The following is a 12,531-nucleotide window of genomic DNA, read 5'->3' as shown; positions in this document are numbered from 1 at the left end:
GGCGCGAGTAGTATCGCTCCGATGATTATAATTAAGTAAATGCCCAGCTTTCTCATAGATCTAACTGTAGCAAATAAGATATTGACTTGCAATCATAAGCGTAATGTGTTTTAATTCTGATTTATGCCGACGGTTGGGCTGGAAAAAATAGTTAAAAACCTGTATAATATGGCGGTTATGACAGAGGTAATTCGTGTTAAAGGTGCTCGTGAGCACAATCTGGAAAAATGTAGATATTGAGATTCCGCAGAGATCAGCTGGTGGTGATTACTGGGCTTAGTGGGTCTGGGAAATCTAGTTTGGCATTTGACACGATTTATGCCGAAGGTCAGCGCCGTTATATGGAGAGTCTTGATTTCGTATGCGCGTCAATTTTTGGGTACGATGGATAAGCCTGATGTTGATTCGATTGAAGGGCTTAGTCCAGCGATTTCGATTGATCAGAAGTCGACCAGCTGTAATCCGCGTTCTACCGTGGCTACGGTTACGGAAATTTATGATTATCATGAGGCTTTTGTTTGCGCGAATTGGCGTGCCGCATTGTCCGATTTGTGGCAATGAAGTTACGTGTCGCACGACTGAGGTGATTATTGACGAGATTCTGCGGCAATTTGTTGATAAGCGAATTTTGTTATTGGCGCCAATTGTTAAGAATAAAAAAGGTGAGTTTGCGCATATTCCGGAGCAATATCGGCGACTTGGTTATGCCGGGGTTCGTGTGGATGGCGTGGTGTACGCGCTGGATGAATTTCCGGAGCTGCAAAAAAGTTACAAGCATAATATCGAGCTGGTTGTTGATAGGTTGGCGTTGACAGGGGTGAGATGCGATCTCGCTTAAGTCAGAGTGTTGAGCAAGCGCTGGACTTGGGTCAGAGAAGAGTTATCGAGGTTTTGGATGCGCGGATAGTGATGAAGTGAAGACATTTTCGCAGAGATACGCTTGTGTTGATCATCCTGATGTCGATATCCCGGAGCTGGAGCCGCGACTGTTTAGTTTTAACGCGCCGCAGGGAGCTTGTCCTGTGTGTACGGGTTTGGGGTCGAGGCTGGAGGTTGATCCAGAATTGGTCTTTAATAACAATTTGACAATTTCCGAAGGCGCGATTCGACCTTATAATCGAATGAATTCTGACGCTTGGAATATGAAGCGATTGGCGTCTGTTGCTGAAGCTCACGGATTTAGCTTGAAAGTTCCCGTAGGCAAGCTTTCTGATGATGCTAAACATAAAATATTATACGGAACTGGCGACCAAAAATATCGCGTTGATTTGGGTGGCGGTCGGCATTACGATACGACTTATGAGGGTGTTATTCCTAATCTGGAGCGACGCTGGAAAGAAACTGATAGCGATTTTATGCGACGAGATATTGAGCGATTTATGCGCGAGAGGGATTGTTATGCTTGTAAAGGTGCGCGCCTGAAACCTGTGGTTTTGGCGGTGACGGTTCATGAATTGAATATCGTTGACGTGTGCGATTTGAGTGTCGATGATGCGTTGGATTTGTTTGACAATAAGCTTCAATTGACTGAGCAAGAAATGACGATTGCTCGCTTGATTGTGAAGGAAATTAAATCTCGTTTGGCGTTTATGAGTAATGTTGGGCTGAACTATTTGGAGCTAAGTCGAGCGGCTAACACGCTTAGTGGTGGCGAGGCGCAGCGAATTCGCTTGGCGACGCAAATTGGCGCTGGACTTCAGGGTGTGCTTTATGTGCTGGACGAGCCGTCAATTGGACTTCATCAACGTGACAACGATAAGCTGATTGATATGCTGAAGCGCCTTCGTGATTTAGGAAATTCTGTGCTGGTGGTTGAGCATGACGAGGACACGATTCGCCAGAGTGATTTTCTGGTTGATATGGGACCGGGAGCTGGTGTGAATGGCGGTCAAGTAGTGGCAATGGGGACGCCTGAAATTGTTGCGAAAAATGAGAATAGTATAACGGGTCGCTATTTATCTGGGGCGGAAAAAATTGCCGTTCCGAAAAAGCGTCGCAAAGTCGTGAAAGATAGGAAGCTGATTGTTCGTGGCGCTCGCGAAAATAATCTTAAGAACATTGACGTGGAATTTCCTTTGGGTTTGATGACTGTAGTGTCTGGTGTTTCTGGTAGCGGAAAGTCGACGCTTGTGAATGATATTGTGGCGCGGGAATTAGCGGCAGAGCTGAATCGCGCAACGACGGCGCCAGGGTTGCACGACGCTATAGAAGGTGTGAATTTGCTTGATAAGACGATTGTCATAGATCAGTCGCCAATTGGTCGAACGCCACGCTCTAATCCAGCAACTTATACTGGGATTTTTACGCCGATTCGCGAGCTTTTTGCTGGGACGCCATGAGGACTCCGTTTTGGAGTGGTCTCGATCTTGACGGTTTAGTTTGTGTTTTTTAAAGGCGGTCGCTGCGAAAATTGTCAGGGTGATGGTGTGATCGCGATTGATATGTCAGTTTTTGCCGTATGTTTGAATGTTCAGTGTGCCGAATGTCACGGCAAGCGTTACAATCGCGAGGCGTTGGAAATTAAGTATAAAGACAAGACGATTGCTGATGTTCTGGATATGACAATTGATCAAGCGGCGGAGTTTTTTGACAGCGTGCCGAATATTGCACGTAAACTTCAGACGTTGGTTGAGGTTGGGCTTGGCTATATTAAACTTGGTCAGCCAGCAACTACTTTTTCAGGCGGTGAGGCGCAGCGAATTAAATTGGCAACGGAACTCTCCAAGCGTTCCACTGGAAAAACTATGTACATTCTGGACGAGCCGACCACTGGGCTTCATTCTGCTGACGTAAAGCGACTGTTGGGGATTTTACAGCAATTGGTTGAGGGCGGCAATAGTATGATTATCATTGAGCACAATTTGGACGTCATAAAGTCGGCTGACTGGATAATTGATATGGGTCCAGAGGGCGGAATTGGTGGCGGTACCGTTGTGGCTTGCGGTACGCCTGAAGATATCGCCAAGGTACCAAATTCGTTCACTGGCAAATATCTGAAAAAGATGCTTTAAGATCTATTTTTTACGCTTGGTTTTTGAGAGGAGAACTGGCCAATTGTTTTCTTAGTAAAGCGCGAGTATTTGGCTGTTTCAAAGCGTGAATAACCATTGGTGAGACGGACAGGAAAATGATGAGGATTGCTGCAACTTCAATATTTACGCCTGCTTTGGTCAAAAACTCGCCAGCGTAGAAGCCTAGATAAACGAATGCTGACGACCAAAGAAATCCACCGATAAGATTGAAAGTTAAGAATGTTTTATAGTGCATTTTACTGGCGCCGGCAACGATTGGGGCGAAGGTTCTTACGATTGGTACAAATCGAGCCAGGACGATTGTCGCTGAGCCATGCTTGTCGTAAAACTTTTCTGTTTGCTCCAAATATTTTTTCTTGAAGAATCGGGAATTTTCTTTTTCAAACAGCTTGCGCCCAACTTTGTGGCCAAAACTATAACCAACACTGTCGCCCAGCACTGCCGCTGCAAAAACCAAAAGTGCAAAAATGTGAATGTCAATGTGTAGAATATTTTGCTGAACCATATATCCAGCGGTGAAAAGCAGGCTGTCGCCGGGTAAGACGAAGCCGATTAGTAGACCGGATTCTGCGAAAATTACTAATAAAATTGCCAATACGCCGAAGCTAGTTATCAAGTGAATAAAAGATTCCATGCCTTAATTATAGCATGATTGGCGTATGCTAGATTGGACTATTCTTCAATAAATCCGCCAGATTGCCGCGCCCATAATTTTGCGTAAACACCGCGTTTTTTATTGATGAGCTCGTCGTGCGATCCGTCCTCGACAATTTTCCCATCCTTCCAAGACAATTATACGGTCCAACTTAGCAATTGTAGATAAGCGATGGGCAATGACAATTGAGGTTCGATTCTCCATCAACGTTTCCAATGATTTTTGGATCAACGCTTCTGACTCAGAATCTAGCGCTGAAGTCGCCTCGTCGAGGACTAGAATTGGCGCATCTTTTAGGATTGCCCTAGCAATTGCAACTCGTTGTCGCTGTCCGCCAGATAATTTAATTCCGCGCTCGCCAACCATTGTGTCAAAACCGTCTTTAAGTCCAACGATAAAATCGTAAGCGCCAGCTTTTTTGGCGGCTTCTTCAATTTCTGCGTCCGTTGCATCAGGTCGACCGTAAGCGATGTTTTCGCGCACGGAGCGGTGGAATAGTAATGGCTCTTGCGGTACGTAAGCGATTTTGGCGCGCAGGCTTGCTTGGGTGACTTCGGAAATATCTTGTCCATCGATGGTAATTTTTCCCGAGTCAATATCAGCGAAGCGTAATAGCAATTTGGTGAGTGTCGTTTTTCCAGAACCGCTCGCTCCAACCAAACCTATTTTTTCGCCTGGTTTAATATCCAGAGAGAAGTCGTGGAATAGAGTGTCGCCTTGACCCTCGTCGTGTGTGAAAGTTATTTTATCCATGGAAATTTCGCCGTTTGTAACTTTTAGTTTTGAATCGCTTTTATCAATCAATGTCGTTGGTGTTTGTAAGATTTCTACCATATCGTTTGCGTTACCGATAATTCGGTTGTAATTGCGCATAATTCCGTTCATGTTCCACAATTCATGTGCGACACTTCCAGTGTAGGTGATAATAAGATAAACAGACGCCACTGATACTAAATTATTTTGAGCTGCGTACACTGCGAAGGCGATTGCTCCAATTTTAATAACCATGTTGATTGACGAATATATAGTGCTGACTTTTAAGAATCCGCGCATTACGTCGAGGCTTGAACTTCGCCAAGAGTTGACGGTTTTTGTGAAAAATTTCTGTTCCGTAGCTTCGGCGCCAGATGACTTGACCGCCAGAACGTTTGAGATTACGTCGGCTAATTGGCCGTTCAATTTATTGCTGGATTTGGCTTCTTTTTTTGTCAATTTCGCCATTGGCTTGGATCCGTAATAAACGACGAGGCTGAAAACAATTGAGAAGATGAGTAAGAATAACGCGTATTGCCAGAGAAGGGTTGATAGGACAATTATTGAACCGACTAGTGAAACAACTAGTGGCAAAACTGACCAAATTATCGTGTCCCAAAAACTTTCTACTGCGCCGACTAATTTATTTGTTTGGCTAACGAGCGACCCGCCGAATTTATTTGAATGGAAGAATAATGTTTGGTTGGTCAGTTTGCTGAAGCATCGAGCGTATAAATCTCGTTGCATGGCGGTTTCGAATGTCCAGGCGAGATATAAAACTAATCGCCAGCCGATGACGCTTGACCATAATTCACTGGCGCCGTATAAAGCGATTAGTGTCCATAGGTTTTTTGCGTCGTGCAGTTGATTGTGTTGGATAATGCTAAGAAGTTGAGCAATTATAAGTGGACCGACAAAAATAGTAACCACAAGAGTCAGCATTGCAAAAAATATTGCCAAGTTTCGGCGGTGTTTGTATGGTGCTGACGTTTTCCAAAATAGACGAAATATTTCTTTGCTGTTCGGTTTGTTTTTCAAATCAATTCCTTTCGATGATAAATTAATATTTATAAACTGCACAGAAAACTGAGCGTTCTTAATTATTCAAAAGTGTATATTAGAGGAACTCGCCGTCGGGAGTTCATAGACTTTGACTATTATATGGAATATATAGAGATAAGTCAATTTGTGGAGCAAAGGCCTTGTTTATTTATTGTAAATACTTTACAATAGGAACATGACGCAAATTGTTAGGCGATCAACAAAACACACGAATGATGTGATGGCGATTTTAAAGAGCAAGCATCACGCGACGAATGCGGAAATTGCTCAGGAATTGCGGGATACATCTATCCTGAAGTCAGTGACACGACGGTGCATCGAATAACTCAGCGCCTGTGTGGCGACGGGGTGATTGGTTTGGCGCCATCGACCAAAAAGGGTTGCTTGCGATATGATATTCGTAAGGACGATCACGATCATTTTGTGTGTAGTGACTGCGATGGCTTGATGGATATTAAAATTGCCGATGAGATGAGAAAACAGATTGCGCATGAAATTAGCGATTGTTATATTGACGGCCCGTTGGTTGTGACGGGAGTTTGTAAAAAATGCCAGAAAAGGAGGAAATAATGGCTTTATATGAAATTACAACGAAGCAAGAATTCGAAGATAAGGTGCTAAAAAGCGACGGTCCTGTACTAGTTGATTTTTGGGCGCCGTGGTGTCCGCCATGTCGTGCAATGGCTCCGCTTTTGCATCAAATTGCTGAAGAAACAGAGTTTGATATTGTTAAGGTTGACACTGAAGCGAGTCAGGAAAATGCGCAATTGGCTATGGAATATCGCGTGCAGGGAATTCCAAACATGAAGATTTTTGTTGGCGGCGAGGAAGTTGCTGAAATGATCGGCATGAAGCCAAAGCAGACGTTGATTGACGCTTTGGAAAAAGCTGCGAAATAGAAAAATAGAAGGGGGATTTATGAAGGGTTTTAGTGGAAATATCGAAGAGCTTACGTTGGAAAATGATAATTTTCGTCAGGTTCTATATACTGCGAAGCATTGCCAATTGGTATTGATGAGCTTGCCTGTTGGCGGGGAAATTGGTTCGGAGATTCATGAGGAGAATGATCAATTTTTCCGATTTGAGTCTGGCGAAGGTAAGGTTTTGATTGATGGCAATGAATATATTGTTTCCGACGGTAGTGCGATTATTGTGCCGGCGGGAGCTGAGCATAATGTGATAAATACCGGCGAGGAGCCACTTAAGCTCTATACTATTTATAGTCCAGCGCATCATAAAGATGGAATCGTTCGGGCGACTCGCGAAGAAGCGGAGGCTAACGAAGAAGATTTTGATGGCGTAACCACAGAATAAACTGTCGCCAAAGGAGAAAGTCTCTATTTATTATGTCTCACAAAGGATCAATCGCCGGCGAGATGTTCAGCTCATTTGGGCGGGCAATTTTTCGTGGAATTGCGTGCGTCATATCGCTAATTTTTAGGATTGTACCGAAGAAGGACCGCGTACGGGTGATTGTTTATCGTGATGATGGTAAGATTTTATTAGTTAGAAGCCGCTTTAGGTGTGTCAGGGAAGTGTGGCCTGGCCGGGCGATCATAACTTTAATGTCGTGATGAGCCTTTTTAAGTAGCGCTTGGAAATCTTCCATTTGACCAAAAGTCGGATCAATTGCTCGATAATTTGCGATATCATAGCCAAAGTCGGTCAGAGGCAACGAAGATGGGGAATCCAAATCGAATCGATGCCCAGCCATGATAAATAAGTCCAGCTTCTCGGTAATGTTGAAATCACCAATTGCATCGCGGTTGTTATCCTAGGAATTATCTTCCTAAAGAATATCGTAAATTGTGCAGTCCTAGAAGTTCAAGATTATGCATATAAGGTACTTCTGGCGCAGCGTCCTACTAAAAATAATATACTCGGGCGGAGTGGTTCGCTAGGAGAATACTTGCATAATTGTGGTTTTTAGATTGTAATATATTTAGTGAATCAAGTATTGCAAGTCAAGCTCAAAACTTTGCCGCGCACTCCTGGTGTTTATTTTCATAAGTCGGCGAGCGGCGAGGTTATTTATGTGGGCAAGGCGGCGGTGCTTAAAAATCGCGTGCGTCAGTATTTTCTGTATTCGCGCTGGCTTGACGCATAAGATCGGTGTGGTTGGTGGTGGAGGTGATGGTGCTACTACTGATTGGATTGCACAGGAGCGAGAGTGTGGTATTGGTATTACGTCAGCTGCTGTGAGTTGTTTTTGGAAAGCTCAGATGGTCAAGCGTTATATGCCGCGTTACAACGTTCTGTTGCGCGATGGTAAGTCTCAGATGTATGTTCGGATTGACATGAAAAGCGATTGGCCGACGGTCAGTTTTACGCGTAATCCTGCGGATGATGGTGCGGATTATTTTGGTCCGTTTTATAATGGTTTTGCTTTGAAAAAGGCGTTGCGTTATTTGCGGCGGGTTTTTCCGTATTTGACTCATGCAGCGCCGTCCTGGGCAGTCGAAGTTGGATGAAGATTTGGGTTTGAGTCCGCGGCTGAGTGATGGTTCGGACGCTATATAAAGCTAGTTTGCGTAAGTTGATCAGTTATATTAAGGGCAATCGTAAGGCTATTGCTGTGGAGCTGGAGCGCGATATGAAAACGGCTGCGGGACTTCATGATTTTGAGCGAGCGGCAAGTCTGAGGAATAAGTTGCGCGCCATGCAAGAGCTTCAGCGACGCGTTATGTTTGGCGACAAGGAATTTTTGGATATTTCAAAAGACAAGGCGCTGGCTGATTTGGCGAAATTGTTGGGCCTAAAAGATATCCCGGTGCGCATCGAGGGCTATGATATTTCGCATATGAGTGGCCAGCAGGTTGTCGCCAGTATGGTGGTATTTACCAATGGCGTCAGCGACCGGGCGGAGTACCGCAAGTTCAAAGTCAGTGAGAAAAATGATGACACGGGCAATATCTATCAGACGATTTTTCGCCGGCTGAGCGAACGTCATCTAAAAAGCTGGGGTCGTCCCGATCTGCTGCTGATTGACGGTGGTAAAGGCCAGCTGGCGGCAGCCATCAGAGCGCGTGATGAGCGTGGCGTCGCCGTGCCGATCATCAGCATCGCCAAGCGTGAGGAAGAACTACTGGTGCATAAGACCGGTTCGCAGATTGATACGGCGTTCATTGAGCAAATACGGTCGCAGCTACGGACGGACATTATGGTTCACGAAGATGGTGACGTCTATGTGGTGAATTTACATCCAGACCAACGTAATGCTGGTTCGCATTCAAAAAACTTACGAGCTAGCATGGAGAGCACTCGGCACGAACGTCCGACGGCGGCCGAGAATACCCTTGCGGCAACTGACATCGTCAAATTATTCCAGCGCATTCGCGACGAGTCGCATCGTTTTGCCGTGAGCTATCACACCGCACTCAAACGCCAGCAGCAAACGAAAAATCAGCTGGAGGAAATTCCTGGAATCGGGCCAAAAACCCGTGCCAAATTGCTGAAAAAATTTGGTAGTATTAAGAAAATTTTTGAGGCAAGTGACGAAGACCTAGAGGTGGAAATTGGTAGGCAAAAAACGCAGCTTATAAAGCAGGCTTCAGAAAACATTAACATTAATCGACAATAAAGCACAAATTTTATATAATAAGACTAATGAAGAGACAATTTGCAACATTTTTACTGCGCTGGATTCTTAATTCAGTTGGCATTTGGGTGGCTGTGCGACTACTTGGTAATGGTAATTCTGGAGCGACCTCAGCTTGGACTTTTATGATGGCGGGATTGATATTCTCATTGGTTAATAGTACGTTAAAGCCTATTGTTACAATTTTTGCACTACCAGCAATTTTATTGACCCTAGGCTTATTTACTTTGGTGGTTAATGGATTGATGGTTTATGTCTCATTAGCTTTGGCGCCGGGATTTTCTATGAGTTTTGGCTCGTTCAATTATTGCCGGGATTATATTGAGTTTGGTAAACTATATTATAAGTAGCGCGCTGGTTTTGCAGCGGGAAGAAAAGGAGTAATATGTCAATTGATACAATTTTACCGTACGTGACGCTTGGATCTGCCGTACTGATGATTATCGCAATTTTGTTGCAACAACGAGGCGCAAGCTTGGGCGCAGGATTCGGCTCGTCTGGGGAATTATTCACTACTCGTCGCGGATTTGATAAAAACTTGTTTGATGTAACTATTGTTTTTGCGGTGATTTTTGTGCTATCGATTTTGGCAAGTATGATTTTGCCGGGATTGCAAAAATAGGAGAATAGATTTGAGCTCGGATAATTCGTCATGGAATCGTTTTGCGCGGCTAAAAGTTTCCAGTAAAGATGTCAATAAGCGTCTGCGCAAGATTGAAAAGGGAAGCTTGCGCCATGCGCATAAATTCGTGACGTCCAGGTTAGATCGTTTGTCTAATGTGCGACGTCGGGTTTCTGTCTGGATTATTCTAGTATTGGTGATGATTGGCGCCAGTGCGGTGCAGTGGCATATTTCTCGCAATTCTTTCACGACAATGGCGTACACTTCTGGCGGCTCGTATTCTGAGGGTGTGCTGGGTCCTTTGGAAAACTTAAATCCGATTTTCGCAAAAACTAATGCTGAAAAATCTGCCGCGAAGTTGCTATTTTCAAGTTTGTATCGATATGACTCAACGGGCAATATAAAGGCTGACATGGCGGACAGCGTCAGTGTGAACGATAAAGAAACTGAATATATAGTCAAACTGAAGAAAGGTCTGAAGTGGTCGGACGGACAAGACCTAACGGCGGACGATGTAATCTTTACGTTGAAGCTATTGGCGAATCCAGAAGTTGGAGCTGAAATATCAGGCTGGAAATCCATAAAATTCGAGAAAGTGTCTGACGATTCGGTAAAGTTTATCTTGCCGTCGTCATATTCGCCGTTTGTCCACGCTTTGACATTCCCGATTATCCCTAAACATATATTAAAAGATGTTAAACCGTCGAATTTACGTGAACATGATTTTAATAAGTCGCCCATATCCAGCGGTCCATTCGCCTTTAGATTGCTGCAGAATGTAACGAGCGATGGTAGTAAAAAAGTGCTATATCTGCAGTCGAATAGTAATTATTATGGTAGCACACCTAAGTTGGAGCGATTCCAGTTGTACGCATATCCGACGCAGGATGATATTGCGAAAAGTTTGCGTACGCGAGAAATTACAGGAACTCCAGAATTAATTTATAACGATCAGTCCGCCGAGGTAAAATCTATGTACGCCGCAGAAGCGCATTCTTTGAATAACGGAGTTTACGCGCTGTTTAATAACAATAGCCAGTTCTTGCGATCAAAAGCAGTTCGCCAGGCTTTGTCGCTCAGCGTTGATACATCCAAGCTGCGCCAATCTTTGTCGTTGTCTACGGAAGAATTATCTGGTCCAACGCTTAACAAATTCCTAGGAAAGAGCTCAAATTCTTCTAGCTATGATGTTAAAAAAGCGAAATCTTTACTCGACACTGAGGGCTGGAAGAGTGTAAATAATGTTCGCCAGAAGGGAAATGATAAATTAAAGCTCAACGTGGTCGTTTTGAAGAATAGCAATTACGAAAAGGTCGCCAGGTACTTGGCTCAAGTTTGGTATGACGAGCTGAACATAGAATCGGATATTAAAGTTGTCGATCCGAACGACGCCACTCAAAATATTCTTCAGACAGTTTTGCAGCCGCGCAATTTTGATGTGTTGGTTTATGAGCTCTCCTTGGGTGGTGACCCTGATGTTTACGCCTATTGGCATTCTTCACAGGCAACCAACAATGGTTTGAATTTCTCCAATTACAATAATGCGATAGCGGACGATGCTTTGGAGAGTGGTCGATCTAAGATCTCGGCGAAGCAACGCGCTGATCGTTACGCGAAGTTTACTGCCATTTCGGCAAGCGGACGCTCCAGCGATTGCTTTGTATCAGCCGAAGTTTGACTATATTCATATTCGGAACCTTTAAGGTTCTCGACGCAAGCACCGAAGTTGTCAATCCTGTGCGATCGTTATGTCGATGTTCAGTATTGGGCGACAGAGAAAAAGTCCGTTTACAAAACCCCGTAATCGGGTATAATGGTAAGTGGTTATGCGGGCGTGGCGGAATTGGTAGACGCGCTAGCTTGAGGGGCTAGTGAGCTTTGCGCTCGTGGAAGTTCAAGTCTTCTCGTTCGCACCAAACATACCGAACGGCGCGTTGGCGGAGCGGTTACGCAGAGGTCTGCAAAACCTTTTAGACGAGTTCGACTCTCGTACGTGCCTCCAGAAATCATCGATAGCTCTAATCTTAGGGCTATTTTTGTTCTAATAATTCTTTTAGCTCAGGGAATGTCGGCTGGAAGAAATGATTACGGTCTTCAAAAATATGCAACTTAGCTGTTGGCAAATCACGCTGAAATTTGGCAAGCTCAGTAAACGGCACGACCGGGTCATCTTTGCTGTGAAATAAATGAACTTCCTTTGCTGATTTTTCTAAACCAGCAGCACTTGTCACTCGAAAACTACCTAAATCTTCAACTGATTCGTCGTCATAGCATGGTGACACTAATACCAATCGTCGAACTGGCGAGCTAAGCGGTGATTCGTGTAAATATTTTGCCAAAAACATTGCACCCAGGCTATATCCAACTAATTGGACATCATCGCCAAGCAGGGGCAGTAGTTTTTCGAAGTATATTTTCCACTCAGCGTAGCTGGCGTTTTGCTTATTAGGGAAATCCGGCAACAAAACATCAGTGTCGACGATTTCCTGCGCCAGCCAGTCTCGCCATTTTTGCGACCAAAGTAGTCTTTCGTAGTGAAGTTGGCTGGACTTTAGGTGATTTAAGTAATTTTCGTAGCTATTAAAGCTTGAACCGCCGTGAATTATTACAATTTACTTAGCGAATATAGTATAATATAAGTAGTCTGGCGCGTGGGCGTCTAGATTGTATATAAATAAGCGCGAGTGGCGGAATTGGTAGACGCGAGGGACTTAAAATCCCTTGACCAAAAGTCGTGCGGGTTCGATTCCCGCCTTGCGCACCAAAGTTGTAAAGAAAATAATATTGAATAGGAAAGGGACAAAGGTAA

The 12,531-nt window shown here is 44.3% G+C and carries 14 protein-coding genes, 3 tRNA genes and 1 pseudogene; 14 read left to right on the top strand and 4 right to left on the bottom strand.

Annotated features, from left to right (window positions below; genetic code table 11):
- The first annotated feature begins 177 nt into the window (after window positions 1–177).
- A pseudogene (gene uvrA, locus KOY49_RS03550) lies at window positions 178–3,011 on the top strand (excinuclease ABC subunit UvrA).
- A 10-nt stretch (window positions 3,012–3,021) separates the two neighbouring features.
- Here uvrA and KOY49_RS03545 read toward each other — a convergent pair.
- Entirely contained in the window at window positions 3,022–3,666 is a 645-nt protein-coding gene (locus KOY49_RS03545) for a DedA family protein (protein WP_232736025.1), read from the bottom strand.
- A gap of 99 nt (window positions 3,667–3,765) precedes the next feature.
- Window positions 3,766–5,382, bottom strand: a complete 1,617-nt coding sequence (locus KOY49_RS03540) for an ABC transporter ATP-binding protein (RefSeq protein WP_232736024.1) — start codon at window positions 5,380–5,382, stop codon at window positions 3,766–3,768.
- Window positions 5,383–5,677: 295 nt separating this feature from the next.
- On the opposite strand from KOY49_RS03540, the gene KOY49_RS03535 reads away from it, so the two are divergent.
- The 4 genes from KOY49_RS03535 to KOY49_RS03520 are packed head-to-tail and all read left to right on the top strand — an operon-like array spanning window position 5,678 to window position 6,816.
- Entirely contained in the window at window positions 5,678–5,827 is a 150-nt protein-coding gene (locus tag KOY49_RS03535; protein ID WP_232736023.1) for a hypothetical protein, read from the top strand.
- Entirely contained in the window at window positions 5,815–6,072 is a 258-nt protein-coding gene (locus KOY49_RS03530) for a hypothetical protein (RefSeq protein ID WP_232736022.1), read from the top strand. Before KOY49_RS03535 ends, KOY49_RS03530 begins: the two co-directional genes overlap by 13 nt.
- Window positions 6,072–6,401: a thioredoxin family protein gene (locus KOY49_RS03525; RefSeq protein ID WP_129637096.1), complete on the top strand. Its 330-nt coding sequence runs from the start codon at window positions 6,072–6,074 to the stop codon at window positions 6,399–6,401. Before KOY49_RS03530 ends, KOY49_RS03525 begins: the two co-directional genes overlap by 1 nt.
- A gap of 19 nt (window positions 6,402–6,420) precedes the next feature.
- Window positions 6,421–6,816: a cupin domain-containing protein gene (locus KOY49_RS03520; protein WP_232736021.1), complete on the top strand. Its 396-nt coding sequence runs from the start codon at window positions 6,421–6,423 to the stop codon at window positions 6,814–6,816.
- A 163-nt stretch (window positions 6,817–6,979) separates the two neighbouring features.
- Here KOY49_RS03520 and KOY49_RS03515 read toward each other — a convergent pair whose 3' ends face one another.
- Window positions 6,980–7,216: an alpha-amylase family glycosyl hydrolase gene (locus tag KOY49_RS03515; RefSeq protein WP_446680074.1), complete on the bottom strand. Its 237-nt coding sequence runs from the start codon at window positions 7,214–7,216 to the stop codon at window positions 6,980–6,982.
- A 231-nt stretch (window positions 7,217–7,447) separates the two neighbouring features.
- On the opposite strand from KOY49_RS03515, the gene KOY49_RS05465 reads away from it, so the two are divergent.
- From KOY49_RS05465 to KOY49_RS03485, 8 genes are all read left to right on the top strand, one after another.
- Window positions 7,448–7,609, top strand: a complete 162-nt coding sequence (locus KOY49_RS05465; RefSeq protein ID WP_376787517.1) for a hypothetical protein — start codon at window positions 7,448–7,450, stop codon at window positions 7,607–7,609.
- On the top strand, window positions 7,599–7,973 hold the full coding sequence (locus KOY49_RS05460) for a hypothetical protein (protein ID WP_376787516.1): 375 nt from the start codon (window positions 7,599–7,601) through the stop codon (window positions 7,971–7,973). The genes KOY49_RS05465 and KOY49_RS05460 overlap by 11 nt, the downstream gene beginning before the upstream one ends.
- A 29-nt stretch (window positions 7,974–8,002) precedes the next feature.
- Window positions 8,003–9,082 (top strand): helix-hairpin-helix domain-containing protein, encoded by a 1,080-nt coding sequence (locus tag KOY49_RS03510; protein WP_376787515.1) that lies wholly within the window; start codon window positions 8,003–8,005, stop codon window positions 9,080–9,082.
- A gap of 26 nt (window positions 9,083–9,108) precedes the next feature.
- Window positions 9,109–9,450, top strand: a complete 342-nt coding sequence (locus KOY49_RS03505; RefSeq protein ID WP_232736019.1) for a phage holin family protein — start codon at window positions 9,109–9,111, stop codon at window positions 9,448–9,450.
- Window positions 9,451–9,485: 35 nt separating this feature from the next.
- Window positions 9,486–9,722 carry a preprotein translocase subunit SecG gene (gene secG / locus KOY49_RS03500; protein WP_129631344.1) on the top strand — a complete coding sequence of 79 codons (237 nt, stop codon included), beginning with the start codon at window positions 9,486–9,488 and terminating at the stop codon, window positions 9,720–9,722.
- Window positions 9,723–9,732: 10 nt separating this feature from the next.
- The gene (locus tag KOY49_RS03495) at window positions 9,733–11,400 is read left to right on the top strand and encodes a peptide ABC transporter substrate-binding protein (protein WP_232736018.1); all 1,668 of its coding nucleotides are present in this window, start codon (window positions 9,733–9,735) and stop codon (window positions 11,398–11,400) included.
- Between the two features lie 150 nt (window positions 11,401–11,550).
- Window positions 11,551–11,638 (top strand) — tRNA-Leu (locus KOY49_RS03490).
- Window positions 11,639–11,650: 12 nt separating this feature from the next.
- Window positions 11,651–11,724 (top strand) — tRNA-Cys (locus tag KOY49_RS03485).
- Window positions 11,725–11,752: 28 nt separating this feature from the next.
- Here KOY49_RS03485 and KOY49_RS03480 read toward each other — a convergent pair.
- Window positions 11,753–12,184 carry an alpha/beta hydrolase gene (locus KOY49_RS03480; protein ID WP_232736017.1) on the bottom strand — a complete coding sequence of 144 codons (432 nt, stop codon included), beginning with the start codon at window positions 12,182–12,184 and terminating at the stop codon, window positions 11,753–11,755.
- A gap of 216 nt (window positions 12,185–12,400) precedes the next feature.
- On the opposite strand from KOY49_RS03480, the gene KOY49_RS03475 reads away from it, so the two are divergent.
- Window positions 12,401–12,486, top strand: a tRNA-Leu gene (locus KOY49_RS03475).
- Window positions 12,487–12,531 lie beyond the last annotated feature (45 nt).

This window comes from Candidatus Minimicrobia vallesae (genome assembly GCF_018866205.1).
In the GTDB taxonomy this organism is placed as follows: Bacteria; Patescibacteriota; Saccharimonadia; order Saccharimonadales; family Saccharimonadaceae; genus Nanosynbacter; species Nanosynbacter vallesae.
Note: the sequence above shows the minus strand (reverse complement) of the source record. Positions and strands in the feature narration are given on the sequence as shown.